The organism is Bilophila wadsworthia ATCC 49260 (assembly GCF_000701705.1).
GTDB classification, from domain to species: Bacteria; Desulfobacterota; Desulfovibrionia; order Desulfovibrionales; family Desulfovibrionaceae; genus Bilophila; species Bilophila wadsworthia.
The window spans coordinates 103,890-125,807 of the sequence record NZ_JNJP01000001.1; the positions used below are offsets into that span (position 1 = coordinate 103,890).

Here is a 21,918-nt window from a genome sequence, read left to right on the forward strand (position 1 = left end):
TTTTTATGCTGCCATTAAAACGTGCGACTCGACCGCCATCAAAAAATAGAGCACATCTTGACACTGTTCAATTGATGTTGAATAATAGAACTATGAAAATCAAAACAGCCACCACAATCTTTGAAGTCCTGGCTTCGGAAGTACGGCTCTCCATTTTCCGGTTATTGGTCAAGTATGCCCCGGAAGGTTTGGTTGCCGGTGAGATTTCCCAGATGCTGGATATACCGAAGACGAATCTTTCCTTCCACCTGAAAAACATCATGTACAGCGGGCTCGTCAGTATGGAACGTGAAGGCCGTAATACCCGCTATAGGGCCAACATTCCATTGATGCTGGAAACCATAGCCTACCTCGCGTCCGAATGTTGTTCCGGCAATTCTGCCCACTGCCAGCCGTACTTGGCGGAAGGCGGTATCGAACCGGAATTTTTATCGGTTTATTGCCAAAAACAAACGTATGACACGGAGATAACGACTATGGATACAGCGGATAAAACAAAAAGCAGCGAAGACGTGAAGGAAACCGTACGAGCCGGATACGCGGCCATTGCCACCGGCCAGCGTTCTTGTTGCTGCTCCAGCCAGCGCGGCAGCCAGGCCGATCCTGCCCGTTTGGCGGCAGCCGTAGGATATGATGCCGAGTCTCTAGCCAAGCTGCCGGATGGCGCGAATATGGGGCTTTCCTGCGGTAACCCCGTTGCCATCGCTGCGTTGCGGGAAGGACAGACCGTTGTGGACCTTGGCAGCGGAGGCGGCTTTGACGTGTTTCAGGCTGGCGAAAAGGTGAAGGCATCTGGCAGGGTTATCGGTGTGGACATGACGCCGGAGATGCTTGCCAAAGCTCGAAAAAATATTGGGCAGTACCGCCAGCGCACTGGCTTGGACAATGTGGAGTTTCGTCTTGGCGAAATCGAATGCCTTCCCGTACCTGACAACAGCGTTGACGTGGTGCTTTCCAACTGCGTGATCAACCTTTCCCCGGACAAACCGAAGGTTTGGCGGGAAATATACCGTGTATTGAAATCCGGGGGCAAGGTGTCCGTTTCCGACCTTGCGCTGCTGAAACCTCTTCCCGACAATGTCCGGGACATGGCCGCTGCTCTCGTCGGCTGCGTGGCTGGCGCGGTTCTGGTCGAAGAAACCAAGGCGCTGCTCGAAAAAGCGGGGTTCACATCCATAGTGCTGACGCCCAAGCCCGACTATGTGCGGAATATGCAGGACTGGAACGATCCTCTGTACAAACAAATAGCGGAAACGCTTCCGCAAGGAGAGGAAATGGCCGACTATGTGGTCAGCCTGTCCATCGAAGCCCGAAAATAACCAAAAAGCTAAATTAACCGCTCAGCCCCTTGCGTTTCCGGCTCAAGGGGCTTTTTTGTGGGGAAATGTATGAATCCCGAATACACCAGTAAACGTCTTCCTCTACTTGCACCCGTTTTTGGCACAAGTGAGGAAGAGAAACCATGTGTAGCTTTAATAGATCTTATTTTTATAACATCTGGTAGTAGTACTCATAAAAAACTATTTCTATATTAAATAATTATATCGTATAAATACGATGTCCATCGTAGATGATCAATCTATATAGTCAACAATAACACTTATAACTGCTTCCTGCAAGAATCCAATAGAACATTCTGTTGGCCAAAGCGTAGCGGATCGTTTATCGGTACGGCTACAGGCTGACAGAGAAATAAAGTTATGCCACAGGCATGAACAGTATTCATGCCTGTGGCATAACGACTGTCTGTAGCAGTAAAGTTTCTAACACTATTTATAGATACTCGATTTACCCTTCCTTTGTTTTGTAGCATAATAAATATAGCCAGATAATAACACTCGCTCAGTCAAAAGAAAGCAACTTCAGATCCACATCGTCCGCACAAAGTGCCGTTGCAGCCAGGATGCACAAGCGAATCTCACAGCTCAGATGTCTGAGAGGATATCTGATACCAAGAGACGCAATCTATTTGTCACGTCAACCGCTCTCGACATCCACTGTTTCAATGTGCATTTACAACGCCAGAGCCTTTCTGATCTTTTCCGGCGTCACGGGGAGCTGATAGAAGCGCTTGCCGATGGCATGGGCGATGGCGTTGCCGGTTGCGGCGATTATCGGCACCATCACCACCTCCCCCAGCCCTCTGGTCGGTGAGGTTTCAGACAGCGGCGCAAGATAATCGGCCGTCTGGTTCCAGACAGCGACATTTTTGGCCCGTGGCAGCGTGTAGCGATTGAAGTTCCACGTTCCGTTGCCCGGCCCGTCTTCATAGAGCGGTAATTCCTCCATCAAGGCGTGCCCGATGCCCATTGCCAAACCGCCCTGCAACTGGCCGGATACGAGTTCCGGCACGATCATTTGGCCACTGTCGACCAAACTGTGGTGGCGCATGATTTCTATCTCGCCCGTGAAGGTGTTGACGTTGAGTTCGACGATGCAGGCAGCGGGCGTATAGGTCGTCACACCGGCATTATTGCGCTGAACGGCAGGATAGTTCACGCTGCTTCTCTTGATGAAGTCATAGCCGCCGGTGGTCATACGCCGCTTGAGTTCCGGCGCGGCACCATCGCCGTAACGCACCGAAATGACGTCCGCCGCTACGCTGATCGAGCCGATCGTCGGAATATCGAATGTCGCCGTCGTCCATTCCCAGCGGCTGAAACAGTGCAGGGCAACTCCTGTCACCAGACCCATCTCATGGGCTTTCCGGGCAACCCGTTCGAATGAGAGCGTCTCCATCCCGCCGCCACCGATGCCGCCTTCGACGACGCGCAGGTCACTCAACGTCATACGGGCGCTGGCAATCTGCCCGCCAGCCGGCCCCTCGCTCCAGATGGCGCGCGCAGCCGGCCAAAGGGTATGTTCAAACAAGAACCTCGCCGCCTGCCGCGTGCCGAAACCTATGAAATAGGCACTGTTGGAGGCACTCATTGCCGGCAGCATGAACGGCACCCAGTAGGGATTCTTCTGAAATTCATCCTGCTGTTCCTGCGTCGTCGAATAGGGTTCCCAATTACTGACCATTGGCAGTTCCGCAAACTCCGCAACACCAAATTCGACAAAGTCGGGAGCCTTGCCCAGCATGTCGCGGACGATGACCTGTTGCGCCGTAGTCGCGCCGGTGCCGATCTCCTGCACGCAGTGGCGCATCCGCACCTTGCCGTCAGCATCAAATTCCAGCGCCAGCGCGCTGGTATCCGCACCCGTGCCGTAATCCTTCTGTACCTGCGCGAAGCCGACGCCGTACCGCTTGCCGGGATTGGCCTTATCAAAATCGGCCTTGGCTTTCTCACGGTTCACCCACAGAGGATGCTTTGCCGCAAGATCGAGCATTTCAATATTGTTCAGCTCGCCCAGCGGCTGGGCTCCCTGCGTGTTTTCAAAGCCCGCCTGCAATGCATTGCGGCGGCGGAGCTCGATCTGGTCCATACCCAGCTCAACGGCGAGTTCGTCGACCATCAGCTCCGTGATGCTCATGGCCTGAAGGGTGCCGTAACCGCGCATCGACCCCGCTTCGACTGCGGGTGTCGCAAGCGCGACGGTCGTAAGATCGGATTTCGGGAAATAATAGATCGACTGCGCTGCGGTGGCACCCACCTGAGCGACCGAGAAGGAAAAATTCGCGCGGCCGCCTCCATTGAACTTGTAGAACACCTTCAGGATCTCAAACTTGCCGCTCTTGCGGTCGGCAACGATCGTTACATCCATTTCGACCGAGTGGCGCTTTATGCCGAGCTGGAACTGTTCGTAGCGGTCGTTGGCCAGCCGCACCGGCAGCCCATCTCCATAAAAACACGCAGCGATGGCGTAGAACGGGAAAAGCGAATGGTCCTTGGAGCCGTACCCGACGGTGGTGCCCGAAAGCAGCTTGATCGTCTCGACCGGGAATCGCTTGTTGTCCTTAACCATCAGCGCCGCGACCCGAGCGACCTCATAAGGCGACTGCGCGCCCACGATCAGATGCAGCGTGCGCGTCTTTGCGTCATACCACGCATTGCCGTTGTCGGCCTCCAACGCGCATGGGTCGATCGATTGCGAGAACCCGCTCCGGTCCAGTACAAGCTTGCTTTCATCCTTGCGCGCCGCTTCGATGGCCTTTTCGATATCCGCAGCCGCATCCATGCCGCGCCGCATCGGTTCATAGGTTTCGCGTGCGACCGTAAGCGGATCGCGCACCCCGCCGCCACCCCGCTGTTTCAACATCACAGAGGTCGGTACGAACACTCCGGTCGGAGATTCCGGCGGCCACACCGGATTATTGCCGTCAAAAGCGCCCCAGATGATGGCATCCTGCATCGGCGAATAGACAGACGACGAGGCCGGGGTATCGCCGCCGATCCGGACATAGCGTGCCGCACCGTAATTGGGCGGCGTATTCGGGCCGGTGGCGGCGCCGTACTTCACGACATCCTGCGCAAAACGCAGCATCCGCTTCGCCGCCTCAAAGCGATCGAAATCGTGGTACACCAGAAGCGCCACCGGATGTCCGATCAGAGGCGGCGTCTGCCCTTTGGGAACCAGAAAGTTTTTGCCATAGAACCCGGCTGCCAGACTTTCCGGCTGCGGAACGGTCACGCCGTCGCCGAAGAGTTCTTCATGCAGGACGAGGCGGTCAGGCTGCAATTTCGGCCCCAGAAGGCTCAAGTCCACGCCCTCGAATATCCGGTCGGCCCGCGTTGCCTTGATGAAGAATGCGTGGGCTTGCTCCTTGGGCCAACCGGACAGATCGCGTGCGCGAAAGTCCCGCGCGAACGTCTTCTGTCCGGTCACTTTGCGCAAGGCGTCCCACCGGTAACGGGCCTTGCCGTCCGGCGACATCCAGTCCAACGGACTGGGTCCCGAATGCACTTCGAGCGCATGGGCATCGGGCAAGCGCCCGATCATCACGGAAATACCGAAAAACATGCCAAGTTTGATAAACTGGCGTCGAGAACTATACATCGTCATCGTTTTCTCCAGTTCGAAATCCCTTTGCGTAAGAACCTGCAAGCGTCATGAAAGAAGACGGCCACACCTTGTGGCAGGCCCGTCCGTTGTTCCGTTTATTTTACCGCGGTTTCCTGAGCGCTTACCTGCTCCACCGTCACCGGTACGGTCTGGCCGCCCCATTCCGCTCTGATCCAGGTCACGAGATCGGCAACCTCGGGGGCATTCAGGCGGTGGGCGAAGGGCGGCATGGCGTACATCCGCTCTCCGTTCTTGAATATCTGTGTGGGAGTGCCGTTGAGGACGACATTGATGATCGTCTGCGGGTTGTCCATCGCCAACGCCGCATTGCCCTTCATAGCCGGACTGACATTAGGAATGCCCTCACCCTCCATGCCGTGGCAGCCCGCACACGACGCCATATAGGCCAATCGGCCCGCAGCCATGGGCGTACCGTTTTTAGGAACGGCGGCTTGCGGCAACGGTACGGGAGACGCGGCGGGCAGCGCCAGCTTGCCGTCCTTGCCGGTGAGCAGATAGATGGCGACCGCCTTGACGTCCTCCGGTTCCATCGCACTGGTCGAAAAATGCGTGACCGTGTACATGCTGTCGAAAGAGGTGCCCTGCGGTGCCATCCCCGTGGCGAGATAGGTGCTCAGCGTGGGGACGTCGAAGCCCCGCTTGGCAAGCGCCGCTGCGGTAATATCGGGGACAACCACCCCGTCCACCTCACCGCCCTGCAAGGATCGGGAGAATTCAACGCCCATCATGAAATTGCGCGGCGAGTGGCACGAGCCGCAATGCGCCAACCCTTCGACGAGATAGGCTCCCCGGTTCCATTCGGCGGAGCGCTGGTCATTCCGCAGAACCTTACGGTCGGGGAAGTTCAACAGCGTCCAGAAGTCCATGAACGGACGCACCGGCAGCACGAACACGCCCGTATTGGACTTATTGGCGATTGGCATGGCCGGGATGCTCATGTTGTAGGCATAGAGCGCGTCAATGTCGTCGGGCGTCGTTATATGACTGAAGACAAAGGGCATGGCCGGATAGAGATTGCGCTCGCCCGGCGCGATGCCGTCCCGCATTACGCGATGGAAATCGGCACGCGTGTAATTGCCGATGCCGTACTGTTTGTCCGGTGTGATGTTGGTCGAATAGAGCGTACCGAACGGCGTCGCTATCGCCAGACCGCCAGCTCCCATCGGCCCCTGCGGCATCGAGTGGCAACCGAAGCAGTCTCCCGCCAAGGCCAGCTCGCGGCCACGCGGGATCAGGGTTTGCATCCGTTCGGGCGAAAGAGTCTGCTGCGCCTGCGGAGCTACGCTTGATGTCCGGAACAGGCCGGATAAAACGACAAGCGCCGCTACCACGGCAATGACGACGATGGCTACAATCCAATTGCGCATTATAGTGTTTTTCATAGCTAATCCACCGAGCCGATCACACAGCCGGGCGTGGCGAGGGCGACATCGCGCACGGCTTCGTAATACCGCACGTACCCCGTGCAGCGGCAAATATGATCATTGAGGGCGTCCTCGATTGCGCTCTCCAGATCGGCACGCTTGACCGGCTCATGCTTGAGGCGATCGATAAATGCGGTCGCGCCCGCGACGAAACCGGGTGTACAATAGCCGCACTGGAACGAAAATTTTTCGATGAAAGCTTTCTGAATCGGCGTCAGTTCCGTGACATTGCCCTCTGCGTCCGTTTTTGCCTGGCCTTCGATAGTGATGATTGTCTTGCCGTTGAAAGCATGGGCATTGGCTATACAGGTCCGGGTGTCGACCAGCCTCCCGTCCGGCTGCACTTCGAGGACGGTGCAGGCATGGCAGACACCTTGCCCACAGCCGAAATGTGTGCCGGTCAAGTTGAGATAGTGATGTAAAAAATCGATCATCGGCATTCCGACCGGCACATCGATCGGGCCGACCTCCTTGCCGTTTACAATCATGCTCAATGGCCTTTTTTCAATCTCAGCCGTCATCGTTTCGCCGCTCATGAGCCTTTTCCTTTTTTGGGGTGTGATGAAAAACTCGGGCCTGAAGCCATGTCCCGATTCGGAGCAATCCGCCTGATGCCCAATCCTGTTCCGTTTTTTCAGTGAGCGGGCTTCGGATAAAAAGGGGACGTGCTTTTTCGCCGGATAGCACACTGAAGCCGACAGTGTGAGAATCCATTCTGTGAAATGTAGAGGGGCTTTGGGGGGATATCAATATTATATACTTGATATTTTTACTATAATACAAATCAACTCCGCATCTGCTGGAGCGGATCCCCTTCGGAATGGAACTCGCAGCCGTCAGCGCTTCCCGAGCCGAACGCTACCCCTGCCCCACTATCGGGCACGGAACGTGCAAGCTCCGGTTTCCGCAGCTTTCACGATTTTGCCCTGTCCTCCCACACGAACGGAAATCTTTCCGTTCTCCCTACCCTCCATCCCATCCATGTATCCTTCAAGGCTTTTTTGCCGTCACAGCCTCTCTTTTCCCCGCGCGGACGGATTTATCCGCCCACAGCCAGCAAAGAAGGCCTTGCATGAAGGTTAAAGGTAAGATAATTTATTGGACAGACCATTGACCACCATCCATAAACAAGGCATACGAACGGCCCGCCTGCGGCATCAGGCGGATGCCCAACGCGCATCAGAGGCTGCCGGATCCCACAGGACCTGCCTCAACAACACGCGACGCCTCGGAATTTCATGGGATGGAATTCTGCCTTCCCACCTTTTCCGGCAGGGAACCCGTCGCCCTCCCCCAACACCAAGGAGAAGCCATGTATACGTTGGCACATTTGCATGTCATATGCCGGGATATGGAAAAAATGATCCGCTTCTGGCGCGAGGCGCTCGGTGCGGAATTCGTCGAATACCGTACTTTCGGGGACGATCCGGGTGCGATCATGCGCTTCGGAGGACTGGAAATCTATTTCAAGGAAATCCCGCAGGCCAAGGAGCTGCAATCCGGCCAGGTCGGCTACGAGCATGTGGGGGTGTATGTGCCGCATCTCGAGACCAGCGTGGAATCCTTGGTCAAGGGCTTTGGCTGTACGCTGGCGTCCATGCCCGCCAATCAGAACCGCGTCGCCTTCGTCCGAGGCCCTGAAAACCTGATGCTCGAACTCATAGAAGCCTGATCCCGTTCACCCATGAGGCCGCCCCTGTGTTTCCATGTCGGGCGGCCTCATATCCGTTCCAGAGTCTCTCTTGTTGGAGAGCCGAGGGGCACCAAGAGGAAATGCATTGTAATTTTATACACATCAATAGCACCCTCGAATACCTGACGCGCGCCGTGGGCCGCATCCCGGACCCCGCCTCAACTGAAACAGCGCCAAGCTCAGCCCCAAGACAGGCCTCTGGACAGCCACAGCATGGGATGGTGTACAAGACATTAAGGAGCCCATCTCTACCAAGGCACAAAAAAGCGGAACCTCTGAGGCTCCGCTTTTTGTATGGCGTTTCGCAGGCGGCTCAGCGCGTCGCGGGCGGCTGCCTGAGCCAGTCCTCCCACGCGTTGGCCAGTGCTTCCTTCTTGGAAAGCACCACCGCCATGATCGCCTTGCCCTTGTCGGCGTTGCCATACCCGAGCACGTCATAGCATTTGAGCCACGAAGTCCGCCCGAGGCGGGTCCACTCGGAGAGATCCTCCACCACGCCGAGCAGTTCCATGCCCTGCTCCTGCAAGGCCCTGTCGTCCGCGACAAGCATTTGGGAAACCTTCGTCCGCTCGTAGGCCATCGCTTCCCGGCCCGCGCGGATCAGTGCGTCGCGGGCCTGTTCAGGCAGGCCCTGAAGCCATTCCTCATTGACGATGATGTTGGCGCTGTGGACCGCATAGTTGATGCAGGTGGCGTACTTCTGGTGATCCGCGAACTTCATGGTCACCACGTTGTTGAAACAGCCCTCCTGCCCGTTGACGGTTCCCTTGGCGAGCATACCGTAGGTGTCCGCGAAGGACGCGGGGTGCGGCTTGAAGCCAAGGGCGTTGAAGGCGGAGACCGCCAGCGCGTTCTGCGGTGTGCGCACGGCCAGCCCCCGGGCGTCGGCGAGATTGCGGACGGGATGGGCCGCGTCCGTGGTCAGCTGCCGATAGCCGATGTCCACGATGGCGAGGACGCGCGCCCCACTCTCCTTGACCGCCCACGCGTTGTGCTGGTCCCACATCAGATCGACCAGCTTGCGGAATTCCTCCAGCGAGCCGAACAGGTACGGCATGTTCAGCCAGCCGCAGGACGGCGCGAACGGCATGAAGTTATTCGTCGCCAGCACGGACATCTGGATATCGCCGTGCTGGAGCGCGCGGACGGTCTTCTGTTCGTCCCCAAGCCGCATGTCGGGATACAGCTGAAATTCGAAGGCGCCGCCCGAATATTTCTGGGCCAGTTCGACCAGCTTCCCGTAGGTCACGTTGACGTAGTTCTGTTCGCTCGTGCCGACCGAGGAAGCCACCTTGACCGGAATGGCGGCCACGGCCCGCCCCGATACAAAGCCGGCCAGCGCCGCGCAGGCAAGAAGGACCATCGCGCATCGTTTCATAACATACTCTCCCCAAGGGTTGTCCCGTCCCGCCGGACGGAGGGCCCGTTTCTCCAAGATCCGGGAACGCCCGCAGTGCCGGGGTGTCCCTTCCAAAGCTAGGGCCTATCGTTTCATGAGATGATGGGCGCTTTTGGCGTAGAACTCGATGCCCGAGGGATCGAAATGCTCAAACTTCTTCATGCACTCTTCAGCCAGTTCGGGATAGGGGCCGTCGATCACGATGTCCTTGTTGCCCCGCCGCAGGATTTCCAGCGGAGACAGCCCGAGATAAGGCAGATCCATCACAGTGTAGTCCTGCTTGTCGTAGATGCTCGTGGCATGAACGATACGCCCGATATTCGTGTAGAAAATGGCGCAGGTGCACATGCTGCACGGGCTGCCGGGCACGTAGATCGAACACCGCCACAGAAATTCGGGATCGTATTTTTGGGCGGCCTCGCGGCACAGGTTCAGTTCCCCGTGCGCGGTCGGGTCGTGATCCGTGAGGCAGGTGTTCAGCCCTTCGAGGAGCAGCTCCCCCGACGGCCCGGCCAGCACGCAGCCATACGGCTCGTTGCCGTAGGCCAGCGACTTGAACCCCGCCTGAATGCCCTTGCGGAGCAGCTCGATGTCCTTTTCGGGGGTCACCCACGCAAAACGCCCGTCGGTCACTTCGTTGCCGTGCACAGTCAGTCTTTTCTTTTCCATGACGAATCCTTTTCATGGGGGTATCCCCCCGTTGATGCGCAATCCCGGTTCCGGCGCGGGCCGCCGTCAGGCCTTCCACTCCCCGCCCCGCTGATGCGGGCCGAGCCCGTCCCTGACCAGATGGCAAGCCACGAAATGGTTGTCCCCGATCTTCCTGAGTTCCGGCTCCTCATGGCGGCAGACGTCCTCGGCAAAGGGACAGCGGGTGTTGAACCGACAGCCGGGCTTGAGATCGATGGGGCTCGGGGGATCGCCGAGCAGCTTCACGCGGCCGCCCTTGGGAGAACGCGACACCTGCGGGACGACCGACAGCAGCGAATAGGTGTAGGGATGGGCGGGGGACGTGAACAGGGACACCTTGTCCGCCACCTCCGCGAACCGGCCGAGGTACATGACCCCGATGTCGTCGCACATGTGCTGCACGACGCCGAGGTCATGCGAAATGAACAAATACGTGAGGTTGTTCTTTTCCTGGAGGTCCATAAACAGATTGAGTATCTGCGCCTGGATGGCCACGTCGAGCGCGCTGACGGGCTCGTCGCAGATGATCAGTTCGGGATAGCTCGCCAGCGCCCGGCCAATGCTGATGCGCTGGCGCTGCCCTCCGGAAAACTGGTGCGGGAACAGCGCCCGCTGCGCCTGATGCAGCCCGATCTGCTCGAAAACCTCCTTTTCCCGCTCCTCGCGTTCCTCGTGGCTGCCCAGGTCCATAAGATTCAGAGGGTCCTGCACGATCTTGCCCACGCGCATACGCGGGTTGAGCGAGGAGTACGGGTCCTGAAAGACGATCTGGTACTTGGGGCGCAGAGCCTTGAGCCGATCCTCCGGGATGCCCACAAGCTCATTGCCCTCCAGCCTGATGGAACCGCCCGAGACGCCCACCAGCCCCATGACAGCCTTGGCTATGGTTGTCTTCCCGGAACCGCTTTCGCCCACGATGCCGAACGTGGTGCCCTTGCGCACGCGGAACGACACGCCGTCCACAGCCTTCACGTAGGAACGTTCCCCGAACAGCGACTTTTTCGGGAGCGGAAAGTGAACCTTCAGGTCCCTGACCTCAAGGAGGCCCTCATTTTCAGTGCTCATGGCTCACCCTTTGGTAAACGGTGTTCTCTTCACGGGCCAACGTCAGCTGTAGAGCCAGCAGGCCACTTCATGTCCGGCGTCGATCGCCTTTGCGGGCGGGTTGTGCTCCATGCATTCCGGCTTCCCGCACGGACAGCGCTCGTAGAACGAACAGCGGTCCTTGCCGAGTTCGGCCATGCCGAGCACCATGCCGGGGATTTCGTGCAGGCGGTGCCGCCCGCTTGTGGGCGTCCGCTGGAGGTGCGGAATACAGCCCTTGAGCGCTTTCGTATACGGATGCTGCGGGTTGAACAGAATCTGCTCGACCGAGCCTTCCTCGACCTTGCGGCCCGCGTACAGCACGGCGACCTTGTCGGACACCTCCGCGACCACGCCCAGATCGTGGGTGATCATGATGATGGACGCGCCCACGCGGTCCTGCATCTCCCGCAGCAGGTCGAGGATCTGCGCCTGCACGGTCACGTCGAGGGCGGTGGTGGGCTCGTCCGCGATGAGGATGTCGGGATCGAGGCACAGGCTCATGGCGATCATCACGCGCTGGCGCATACCGCCCGACATCTGAAACGAATAGTCGTGCATCCGCTTCTCGGGGGAAGGGATACCCACCGCCTTGAGCATGTCGACGCTCTTGTCCCACGCGTCCCGCCTTGTCATGTCCTCGTGCCGCAGCAGCGTCTCGACGAGCTGATTGCCCACGGTGAACACAGGGTTCAGCGAGTTCATGGGCTCCTGAAAGATCATGGCGATCCGCTTTCCCCGGATGTCGAGGATGGCGTCTTTCTCCAGTGTGAGAAGGTCGGTCCCGCGGTACAGGATTTCGCCTCCGGCGATCCGGCCCGGCGGGATGGGCACGAGCCCCATGATCGAAAGGGCCATCATGCTTTTGCCGCACCCGGATTCCCCGATGATGCCCACGGTCTGCCGGGGATCGACTTTCAGGTTCACCTTGTCGAGGACCCTGACGATCCCCATCTTCGTCGAGAACTCCACCTGAAGGTCCCTGACTTCAAGCAACGTATCTTCCATGGTTCGCCTCGTTTCGAAATCGGTTTGCGGGCCGCGCTAGCGTCGCCGCAGGCGGGGGTTGAACGCATCGTTGATGCCGTCGCCGATCAGCCCGATGGCAAGTACCACAAGGAAAATGGCCAGGCCGGGGAACGTGACCGCCCACCAAGAATTCATGATGTAATCCTTGTTGGAGCCGATGATCATGCCCCATGTCATGATGTTGGGGTCGCCGAGGCCAAGGAAGCTCAGGCCAGACTCGAACAGGATGGCCGACGAAATGGTCAGGGTGGCCACGATGACCAGCGGCGGGATGGCGTTGGGCAGGATGACCCGGCACATGATGGTGGCGTTTCCCGCGCCCATCGTCCTCGCGGCGGCCACGTAGTCCATTTCCTTGATCCGCATGAATTCGGCGCGGGTGACGCGGGCGACCTGCGGCCAGCTCACAATGCCGATGGATACGGCCACGCTGGTCAGCGAGGGGCTGAACAGGGCCACCACAACCATCGCAAGCAGAAGGGGAGGCAACACCTGAAAGAATTCCGTGGCCCGCATGAGCAGTTCGTCCCAGATGCCCTGCCGGTATCCGGCCAGCGCCCCGATGGTAATGCCGATGCACAGCGTCACCAGCGTGGCGAAGCCGCCCACCGCCATGGTGGCCTTGCCCCCGGCGATGATGCCCGCGAAGATGTCGCGGCCCAAGTAATCGCTGCCGCAGATCAGGCCATATTCACCGGGCGCGCTCATGGGCGGAGCGACCATCTCGAAGGGATCCACCGGGTAGACCAGCGGGCCCACGCAAGTGAGCAGCAGGACGGCCCCGAGCAGAACCAGCCCAAGCACGGCGGCCCGGTTTTGCAGGTACATCTTCCACGCTTCACGCAGGGGGGACTCTTCCTTGTATTCCCAAGCGGCGCTTTGTTCGGACATGGCTACCTCCTCCCCACTCTCATTTTGGGATCAAGAAACCGGTAGGCGAAGTCGGTCAGGACGTTGGCGATGATGACCACGAACACGGAGCAGAAGAGGATGCCGAGCAGCGTGGGATAGTCCTTGCGCAGGATGGACTCGTAGGCGAGCCGCCCCATGCCGGGCCAGTTGAATACCGTTTCCACGAGCACGGCCCCGGCGAACACCTGGCTGAATTGCATACCCGCCAGCGTCACCACCGGGATGAGCGCGTTCTTCAAGGCGTGCTTGTACACGACCGTCCGTTCTCTCAGGCCCTTGGCCCGTGCCGTGCGGATGTAGTCCGTGCCGAGGATGTCGATCATGGAGGCGCGTTCCATGCGGCTGTACTGGGCGATGTAGAGGATCGCCAGCGTCACCACCGGCAGGATGAGGTGATGGGCCACGTCGAGGACATAGGCGAACCCCGTGTAACCCGCGCCGATGGTCGTCATGCCCGACACGGGCAGGATGGGGATCCACGATGCGAACAGGATGAGCAGCATCATGCCGGTCCAGAACGCGGGGGCGGAAAAGCCGATCAGGGCCACGATGGTCACCAGATGGCTGGTCCAGCTGTTCGGACGCCGCCCGGCCTGCACGCCGAGGCAGACGCCGATGAGGACCGCCGCGCACACGGCGGTGACCACGAGCAGCAGCGTCGCGGGCAGGCGATCCTGAATGAGTTCCATCACCGGAAGATTGAAGAAATAGGAGTAGCCGAGATCGCCGTGCAGCACCTTGCCGAAATAGGCGACGAACTGGTTGAACAGGCTCTGGTTCAGCCCGTACTGCTCACGGATGGAGGCAAGCAGTTCGGGGCTGGCACCGCCCATTTCGCCAGCGATGGTCACCGCCGGATCGCCGGGAGCCAGCCGGATGAGGAAGAAGTTCAGGCACAGTACCAGAACGAGCAGGACGGCCGCCCAGAACAATCGTTTTCCTACGGCACGCAAGAACGTCATAAGAACTCTCCGCGTATGTTGCGAATGGGCCGGGGCCCCATTCCGAGAATTGACAGACAGGCACGTCCGGAACAGCCCCTGTCCGGGAGGACGCCGGGCCGCGCAAAGTTTCCCCGCCCGGCCCGGTCAAGCGCGGCTACTTCTTCAGGTAAACGTCCATATACGGAGCGAGGAAGCCCCAGATGGACGCGGGCACGTTGCCGACACGCTTGTTGTAGATGGTGTGGTAGGCGGTGGTGGTCATGAAGTAGATCGGCACGTCGTTCATGACGATCTGCTGGAATTCCTTGTACAGCTTCGCGCGCTTCTCGTTGTCGACCTCGGAGGCCGCCTGTTCCATGATCGCGTCGACCTTGGGATTGCGGTACTGCTGGGTATTGGAGAAAGGAACGCCCTTCACGATGTTGGCGGAGGAATACGTGCGGTGCACGCCGATGACGGGATCGCCCCAGTTGAACACGTTGTCGGTGGTGATGTCGAAGTTGTAGTTGGACACCCGTTCGGCCCACGTGCCGAAGTCGGGAGAAATGCGGATCTTGGCGTCGATGCCGACCTTGGCGAGCTGCGGCTTCAGGTATTCGGCCATCATCCTGGTGGTGGGGGAACCGGGGGCGTAGTCCACGGTCACGGTAAAGCGGGTGCCGTCGGCCTTGACCGGATACCCGGCCTCGTCGAGCAGCTTCTTGGCCTTTTCGAGGTTCACGTCATACATGTTCACGTCCTTCGTATAGAAGGGGCTGAACGGCGTGATCGGGGTGGCGGAAGGCATCACAAGGCCCATCATGATGACCTTGGCGAAAAAATTGCGGTCGATGGCGTAGGCCGCTGCCTGACGGACCCGCACGTCGTCGAACGGCTTCTTGCCTGTGTTGAAGGCCACCCAGTCGAGGGAGCCGATACCGGCGTAACCCTTGTTGGTGACCACGAGGTTCTTGTCGCCGGAGAGACGCTTCACTTCGCGGAGGCTGTCAAAGAAGGGCATGGCGTCCACTTCGCCGCGCTCGACGGCCATGACGCGGTTGTTCATATCGGGAATGATCTTGATGATGACGCGGTCGACGTGCGGCTTGCCCTTAATGAAAAAGTCCTTGTTCTTCTCGAGCATGATGTAGTCGCCGGGCTTCCATTCCACGAACTTGAACGGCCCGCTGCCGATGGGAGCCTTGTTCGCGGGATTTTGGCGGATGTTGGGATCGGTGTCGTAGACGTGCTTGGGCATGATCGGGCACAGCACCGGGGACATGCACAACAGGATGGCGGGATGCGGCTTGGAGAGCCGGATGACCGCGGTGTACGGATCGGGCGTATCCACGCCGGATACGGGCGCGTACATGGCCTTGAAGGGATGGTTGGCCTTGATCGCCATGATGGAGAACGCCACGTCCTCGGAGGTGATCGGCGTGCCGTCATGGAACTTGGCCCCCTTGACCAGATGCAGGGTCAGGCTCAGGCCGTCGGGGGCCATCTCCCACTTTTCGGCAAGGTAGGGATGCGGATTCCACTGGTCGTCGTACTGGAGCGGGCTCGCAAAAAGCTGCGCGCCGGGGATGCCCGAGGAGATGCCGGAACTCAGGCCGGGGTTCAGCGAAACGGGGTTCTGCGCCCAGGTCACCGTGAACGTGCCCCCGTCGGGGATGGCTTCGGCCTTTGCGGGCACCGCCGTAAAGAGCATCGCCGCCGTCAGCGCGGCAGCGGAAAAGAGCTTCCAACCGTTCGTGAGACTTGCCATCGTTGTACTCCTTATGAGTTAGCGTTGCCTTGGCAACGGGTGGGACGCACTCAGGGCTTGCGGGGCTGGAAAAGGCCGTGCCCGAACGGGGCCAGTACATTGCCCTCGCGGGCTACCACCCTGCCCCGCACGACCGTGCAGACGGGGAGCCCGACGCCCTCAAGCCCTTCGAAGGCCGAGAACGGATTGAGATACCGCAGGGAATGAGCGGTGATCGTCCAAGCCCTGCCCGGATCGATCAGGACGGCGTCCGCGTCGAGCCCGACGCCGAGCGCGCCCTTGCGGCCGTCGAGGCCGAACACCCTCGCGGCGGAGGAGGCGAACCGGGCCAGCAGGCTCGGGCTGCACCCGCGCCGGGTCACGGCCTGATCGAACATGACCTGCACGAGGCTCTGGAGACCGCTGAGGCCGCCCCACGCGCCCATGACGCCGTGTACCGCCTCGTCCTTTTCGTCGGGACGCGACGGCGAATGATCCGAGCCGATACAGGACAGGGTGCCGTCCAGCACGTATTCCCAGAGCCCGTCTCGGGCCTCGGCGGTCCGCAGGGGCGGAGCACACTTGAAGACCGTACCGCATGACAAGAGGTTTTCTTCTGTAAAAACAAGGTAATGTGGGCAGGTTTCGCCAGTGACGGACAAACCATCGGCCTGTGCCCGGCGGACGAGTTCGGCCACGCGGGGATGGCTGACGTGGCAGATGTGCACGCGGGCCCCGGTTTCGCGGGCCAGTTCGATGACGTTCGCCGTGGCGATGACTTCCGCGACCACGGGGCGGCTGTCCAGAAAGGCCCGTCGGGTCCCGCCCCCGGCCTTCGCTTTCGCTTCACCAGCGCAGATAAGCGCGTGATCCTCACAGTGGAACCCGGCGAGGCCGCCGAAAGCCTTGATCCGGAACAACGCCTCACGCGCCAGCCCCATGTCCACACTGGAATACCCGAGGGACACGGGCGCGATGAAGGCCTTGAAGCCCACGGCCCCGGCCGCCTCCATGCCCGCCAGTTCGGCGGCGTTGTCGGTCACGAGCCCGCCCCAGAGCGCATAGTCCACGAGGCTGCGGCCCTCGAACACGGCCAGCTTGTTCGCGAAGGCATCCGCGGAGGTCAGGGGTGGCGTGTTTTGGAGAGGCATGTCGATGAGGGTCGTCACCCCGCCCACCGCCGCCGCTTCCGAGGCGTGCGGCAGGTCTTCGCGCCAAGTGAAGCCGGGATCGTTGATATGGGCGTGACAGTCCAGCATACCGGGCAGCACATACAATCCGGCGGCATCCAGCTCCTCGCGCGCCGGCAGCGTTCCGTCATCGGAGATCGCCGCGATTTTCCCGTTCCTGACGTACAGATGCCCGCCGAAAACCCTATCGGCGGTGACCAACATTCCGTTCCTGATCGCTAAATCGAACATGCGGGCTCCGAGAGGCGGCGGCAGGCGCCGGAGAGATGTGCAGAGGGATCGTACGCCTACATAGTAAGATGGTTAAGCTGTCTGACCAGCTTAAATAAAACAAAAAATTACAGCAAGTTATTTATCTATTTTGGTTTATCATAACGTATTAGCCCTCTCTCCGCAACCCCTTGCCGTTTTTTCTCCTCATAAAACCTTCCGGAGCGTTCCCGAGACGCGCAAGGCGCGGCAGACATCCGTCCTCTCGAAAGATTGGGCACCGATCAGGGGACGATATGCGTCCCCTTGCCTTCCACGACCGCGGCGCGGACGTTTTCCGGCGAGGTGATGATGGCCTCCTTGCCGGTTGCCTTGACGAAATCCACCGCCGCCAGGACCTTGGGAAGCATACTGCCCGGAGCGAAGTACCCGGCTTCCACGCAGGCCATCGCCTCTGCCACGGTCATCCGGGAAATATTTTCCTGCTCGGGCGTTCCGAAATGGATGGCGACGTTGGACACCGCCGTGGAAATGACAAACAAGTCGCTCTTGATGCGTTTGGCGAGCAGGCAGGAGGTCAAATCCTTATCCACCACGGCATCGACGCCCTCATAGCCCCCTTCCGTACGGAACACCGGGATACCGCCGCCACCGCCCGCGATGAGGTGCAGGCCCGAGGCAAGGAGCGTTTTCAACCCGGCCTCCTCGACGATCTCCAAAGGGCGTGGAGAGGGTACGTAACGCCGGAAGCCGCGCCCGGCGTCTTCCCTGAGCACCCACGAGGGATTTTCGCGGCGGAGGACCTCGGCCCGCTCGGGCGGGTAGAATTCGCCCACGGGCTTCGTGGGATTCCGGAAACCGGGATCGTCCTTGTCCACGACCACCTGCGTCAGCACGGCGATGGAATCCTCGCACAGGCCGCGCCGGAGGAACTCGTTCTTCAGCGTCTGCTGAATCTGGTACCCAATGCCGCCCTGCGTGTCCGCCACGCAAGTCACCAGCGGCAGGCCGTGCAGCCCGGACGTGGCGTGCGCGACTTCGCTCCGCCACAGCAGGAAGCCCACCTGCGGGCCATTTCCATAGGTGACAACCACCTGATATCCCAACTCCACGAGGCTCACGATATGCTTTCCGGTGACGCACAGGGCCCTGTACTGATCCTGTACGGTCTGGGCGTCCTTACTAAGGATGAGCGAATTTCCCCCGATGGCGATAACTGCGACCTTGCGTGTCGGCATGTCTGCTTCTCCCGATGGCGGGTCCCGGGATACGGCCCCACCGGCTGATGGATAAAAAGGATCCGGACGAGATGGCGACCGGCCCGGAAGCGGGCCTCACGGAAACGTGCCGGGGAGGGAGGCCGCCGAAAACGGCCCCGCATCTCCCGTACAAGGCTAGTTCACGCCGCAAATGGACGCGAGCAGAGCCATGCGCAGTGGGATGCTGAACCCGATCTGCTTGAAATACAGTTCGAATTCGCTCTTATCGAGGCTCTGTTCGAACTCGAAGTCGTTGCGCGGCAGGGAATGCATGATACCGACCACGCGCCCGGTCTTCTTCTTGATGTATTCGAGATCGTTGAGGTACAGATAATGGTTGGCGACCTTCCGCATGAAGTCCTCGCGGTTGGGATCTTCCTTCTTCAGGGAGCTGCCGGGCAGGTACAGCAGATCGGCCCTGGCCATGAGCTCGACATTTTCGTCGTGCGTCAGATCGAAATGTTCCTCAAAGCTCGCGCCCATGCTCTTCAGCTTGTCGATCAGGACCTGCGGGGTCCGCAGCCCGCTTGAGCCAGTGTAGATGATGTGCGCACCCATGCGGGCCGCGCCGAGGGCGAAGGATTGCCCGGAACGTGCGCGGGACAGGTCAGGCGTGGAAATGATGATGCGCATGTCCTCAAAGGGCTTCTTCAGGGCGCGCAGGGCGGTGTACATGTCCAGCAGGCCCTGCGTGGGATGGGTCACGTGCCCGTAGCCGCCGGAAATGATCGGGCAAGCGTCCGAACCGAGGCGTTCCAGCGTGGACAGGACCTGTTCGCTGTCCCCGTGGCGCAGCACCAGCACGTCGGCGTACTGGGAAATGACCCGGATGCCGTCGTACAGGGATTCATTCTTCGCCATCGCGGAATGGCCCATCGGATCAGTCTCGGTGATCACGCGCCCCCCGAGGCGGTGCATGGCTACCTCGTGGCTGCACCGGGTACGCGTGCTCGGCTGGAAAAACAGTGTATACAGGAGCTTGTTGGCAAGCAGAGGAATCTGGTTCCTGGAGTACGGCTCCAGCAGTTCGGCGGCCTTGAAGAGATGCCCGAGCTCCTCCTTGCTGTAGTCGTCGAGGAAGGTCAGGTTTTTGCCCTTCATGTTGGCGGCTTCAAGTTCGTCACGAAGGTCCAGCGGCTTGAGGCTTGCGGAAATGGTCATGATAACGCTCCATTGTATGACGGCGGTGTTGTGGGGAAAGCGGCCCGCCGCCGGAAACGCGGCGGGCCTCCGGCATCAAATCTCCGCGTCGCGGTGGCAATCCTTGGAGTAGATGTAGGAAAGGCGGGTGAGGCCCACACCGTAGCAGCACTGCTTGCAGTACGCGCCCATCCAGATGAAGTCTTCAGCTTTGACCGGAACCCAGTCGTCGTTCAGCAGGTACAGGCCCTCCCCTTCGTACAGGTACGCGCCGTGCTCCTGCACGTGCGTTTCCACGAAGGGATGGCAGCCGCCGGGCGCGAAGGACAGGATGTGCATGTTCATGTCGAAGCGTTCGTCCACGGGCAGCAGATCGCGCACGAACACGTTTTCCATGTTGTCGTAGATGCGTTCTTCGATGTCGTTGGTGTTGCCGAACACGGCGTAGGGTTGCATCGCGGGATCGGGATGCGGGATGTAGCGCTGCTTGTAGAGCAGGAAGCGCAGGGGCTTGTCCGTCTCGTTACGGAAGGAGATGCCCACCCCGGCGGGCGCATAGGCATAGCCGCCCTGCGGCATGACTTCGGTGCGTCCGCCTACAGTGACGGTCAGCGAGCCTTCACCGTCAAGCACGTAGATAAAGGTTTCGATCTGGCCGGACGCTCCGTAGGGCACGGTGGTCCCGCCGCCGGGCAGGGCCGTGCCGATGTGCTGGACGAAGCCCGCACCCATTTTAGGGGTGCACAGGATGGTCATCCGGCAGCCTTCGATGCCGGGGATCACGTTGAACACACGGCCTTCCGGAGGGATGATCGCGTACATGCCCGGCTTCACCACGGCTCTGGAACTCAACAGATCGCTCGGATACCCCATACTCTTCTCCTTCCGCGGGCGGCCCGCTCGCCGCGTCCCGCCCGGTTGCGCCGCCCGCGCCTTCGCGGGGGCCTGTTCCCTTTCGCACGCGCCGCGGCATCGGCGTATGCAGTTGGTTTCCGGATGTCCCATCCACTGTTTCCTGCCTTCCGGGGCAAGGCATACCCTCCGGAAGGCCGCCTTTGACGTTTTATTGGACAGATGGTCTTACCAAAAACAGCAATAGCCCCCTGTACAAAATCTGTCAATCTTCTTTTGATATTTTTTCCGTTACCAGTTCATAAAAACATATATTTCAATATGTTTCATAAAATATACTCTATTTGCTTCTTCCCGGTAAAACTGGACTCTTCCCGCCTGTTCCGATAGGATGAAAGACAGCATCCCGCTCCGCCACCCACCCAGGCGGGCCGGAACAGCGTTTTTCCCGACGGCCAAAAAACGTTGGCCCCGTCATCAACCTTTTGGACTCAAAAAAGAGTGGGATATGTTCGATAAAGTCGTCAAAAGCACCGTTCCGGGGCAGGTCATTGAGCAGATCAAGGAACTGCTGGTCAAGGGAGAACTCAAACGCGGGGATCGCCTCCCGCCCGAACGCCAGCTTGCGGATATGCTCGGCGTGAGCCGCCCTTCCCTCCGCGAAGCCCTTCGTGCGCTGGAATACGCCGGTATGCTGGAAACCCGTGTGGGCGAAGGCATCTTCGTGGCCGACGGGGACAGCATTATGATGAACAATCTCCTGATGCTGCACCTCATCAAACAGTACGCCCTCGAAGAGATGATCGAGGTCCGCAAGGTCCTTGAGACGTCCAACGTGCGTTTTGCTGTGCTCCGGGCACGCGACGAGGATCTCGCCGCGCTCAAGGAAATTCTCGAACAGTCACGCGGCCAGATCGCTAACAAGGCGGCCTTCATCAAATCCGACTACGCGTTTCACCAGGCCATCGCCGTGGCGTCCGGGAACAGCATCCTTGCCACCATGCTCCAGACCATGCGGACAATGATGAGCGACTTCAACTCGCAGCTCCTCACGTCGCAGGAAGGCCGCCAGCAGGTCTACGCACACCACAAAAAAATCGTCGAGGCCATCCTTAACCGCGACGAGAAAGCGGCTCAGGACGCCATGTTCCTGCACCTCGAAAACGTCGTCCAGAGCATGAAGAAGGCCTCACCCAGCAAAAGCAAATAACCCGAATGGGGCTCGTTCCCCCGCTCCGGCAACGATGCCGCCATGCACAATTTGCCATGACGAACTCGGACACGACGCCCCGGCTTACATGCGCCCGCGGCCTCATTTCCGAGTATCGTCATGCCAGCATTATAATACTGTAATATCCGTTCATTTTTTTGTGAAACGGATACTGAAACAGCCATCTCC

General features: G+C 59.6%; 17 protein-coding genes. 3 read left to right on the forward strand and 14 right to left on the reverse strand.

The annotated features are described in order from the left end of the window. Positions 1 to 92: 92 nt before the first annotated feature. Positions 93 to 1,319 (forward strand): arsenite methyltransferase, encoded by a 1,227-nt coding sequence (arsM, locus tag T370_RS22515; RefSeq protein WP_034505445.1) that lies wholly within the window; start codon positions 93 to 95, stop codon positions 1,317 to 1,319. A 694-nt stretch (positions 1,320 to 2,013) separates the two neighbouring features. Here arsM and T370_RS0100490 read toward each other — a convergent pair. The 3 genes from T370_RS0100490 to T370_RS0100500 form a co-directional block, all read right to left on the reverse strand. Further along, on the reverse strand, positions 2,014 to 4,947 hold the full coding sequence (locus T370_RS0100490) for a xanthine dehydrogenase family protein molybdopterin-binding subunit (RefSeq protein ID WP_029434369.1): 2,934 nt from the start codon (positions 4,945 to 4,947) through the stop codon (positions 2,014 to 2,016). Positions 4,948 to 5,042: 95 nt separating this feature from the next. Next, the gene (locus T370_RS0100495; protein ID WP_016360813.1) at positions 5,043 to 6,350 is read right to left on the reverse strand and encodes a cytochrome c; all 1,308 of its coding nucleotides are present in this window, start codon (positions 6,348 to 6,350) and stop codon (positions 5,043 to 5,045) included. A gap of 2 nt (positions 6,351 to 6,352) precedes the next feature. Continuing rightward, the gene (locus T370_RS0100500) at positions 6,353 to 6,928 is read right to left on the reverse strand and encodes a (2Fe-2S)-binding protein (protein WP_005026452.1); all 576 of its coding nucleotides are present in this window, start codon (positions 6,926 to 6,928) and stop codon (positions 6,353 to 6,355) included. A gap of 776 nt (positions 6,929 to 7,704) precedes the next feature. On the opposite strand from T370_RS0100500, the gene T370_RS0100505 reads away from it, so the two are divergent. After that, positions 7,705 to 8,064: a VOC family protein gene (locus T370_RS0100505; protein ID WP_005026451.1), complete on the forward strand. Its 360-nt coding sequence runs from the start codon at positions 7,705 to 7,707 to the stop codon at positions 8,062 to 8,064. A gap of 334 nt (positions 8,065 to 8,398) precedes the next feature. Here the strand turns inward: T370_RS0100505 and T370_RS0100510 are convergent, their stop codons facing one another. The 11 genes from T370_RS0100510 to allE all read right to left on the reverse strand — a co-directional run bounded on the left by T370_RS0100510 (position 8,399) and on the right by allE (position 20,540). Beyond that, the gene (locus T370_RS0100510) at positions 8,399 to 9,463 is read right to left on the reverse strand and encodes a TRAP transporter substrate-binding protein (RefSeq protein WP_029434370.1); all 1,065 of its coding nucleotides are present in this window, start codon (positions 9,461 to 9,463) and stop codon (positions 8,399 to 8,401) included. Between the two features lie 105 nt (positions 9,464 to 9,568). Further along, positions 9,569 to 10,153 (reverse strand): nucleoside deaminase, encoded by a 585-nt coding sequence (locus T370_RS0100515; RefSeq protein ID WP_029434371.1) that lies wholly within the window; start codon positions 10,151 to 10,153, stop codon positions 9,569 to 9,571. A gap of 66 nt (positions 10,154 to 10,219) precedes the next feature. Beyond that, on the reverse strand, positions 10,220 to 11,239 hold the full coding sequence (locus T370_RS0100520; protein WP_029434372.1) for an ABC transporter ATP-binding protein: 1,020 nt from the start codon (positions 11,237 to 11,239) through the stop codon (positions 10,220 to 10,222). Between the two features lie 42 nt (positions 11,240 to 11,281). Next, positions 11,282 to 12,265, reverse strand: coding sequence for an ABC transporter ATP-binding protein (locus T370_RS0100525; RefSeq protein ID WP_029434373.1), 984 nt, complete (start codon positions 12,263 to 12,265; stop codon positions 11,282 to 11,284). A 36-nt stretch (positions 12,266 to 12,301) separates the two neighbouring features. Beyond that, complete coding sequence (locus T370_RS0100530; RefSeq protein ID WP_005026443.1) at positions 12,302 to 13,177, reverse strand: ABC transporter permease; 876 nt, start codon at positions 13,175 to 13,177, stop codon at positions 12,302 to 12,304. A 2-nt stretch (positions 13,178 to 13,179) separates the two neighbouring features. Further along, positions 13,180 to 14,160 (reverse strand): ABC transporter permease, encoded by a 981-nt coding sequence (locus T370_RS0100535; protein ID WP_029434374.1) that lies wholly within the window; start codon positions 14,158 to 14,160, stop codon positions 13,180 to 13,182. Between the two features lie 136 nt (positions 14,161 to 14,296). Then, entirely contained in the window at positions 14,297 to 15,889 is a 1,593-nt protein-coding gene (locus T370_RS0100540; protein ID WP_029434375.1) for an ABC transporter substrate-binding protein, read from the reverse strand. 50 nt (positions 15,890 to 15,939) lie between these two features. Further along, positions 15,940 to 17,289, reverse strand: coding sequence for an allantoinase AllB (gene allB, locus T370_RS0100545; protein WP_029434376.1), 1,350 nt, complete (start codon positions 17,287 to 17,289; stop codon positions 15,940 to 15,942). Between the two features lie 263 nt (positions 17,290 to 17,552). Then, positions 17,553 to 18,506, reverse strand: coding sequence for a carbamate kinase (locus T370_RS0100550; protein WP_029434377.1), 954 nt, complete (start codon positions 18,504 to 18,506; stop codon positions 17,553 to 17,555). A 156-nt stretch (positions 18,507 to 18,662) separates the two neighbouring features. After that, positions 18,663 to 19,688 (reverse strand): aspartate/ornithine carbamoyltransferase family protein, encoded by a 1,026-nt coding sequence (locus T370_RS0100555; RefSeq protein ID WP_029434378.1) that lies wholly within the window; start codon positions 19,686 to 19,688, stop codon positions 18,663 to 18,665. Between the two features lie 75 nt (positions 19,689 to 19,763). Further along, the gene (gene allE / locus T370_RS0100560; RefSeq protein WP_029434379.1) at positions 19,764 to 20,540 is read right to left on the reverse strand and encodes a (S)-ureidoglycine aminohydrolase; all 777 of its coding nucleotides are present in this window, start codon (positions 20,538 to 20,540) and stop codon (positions 19,764 to 19,766) included. A gap of 487 nt (positions 20,541 to 21,027) precedes the next feature. On the opposite strand from allE, the gene T370_RS0100565 reads away from it, so the two are divergent. Further along, a complete protein-coding gene (locus tag T370_RS0100565) occupies positions 21,028 to 21,729 on the forward strand; it encodes a FadR/GntR family transcriptional regulator (RefSeq protein ID WP_005026419.1) in 702 nt (233 codons plus the stop codon). Positions 21,730 to 21,918: the final 189 nt, after the last annotated feature.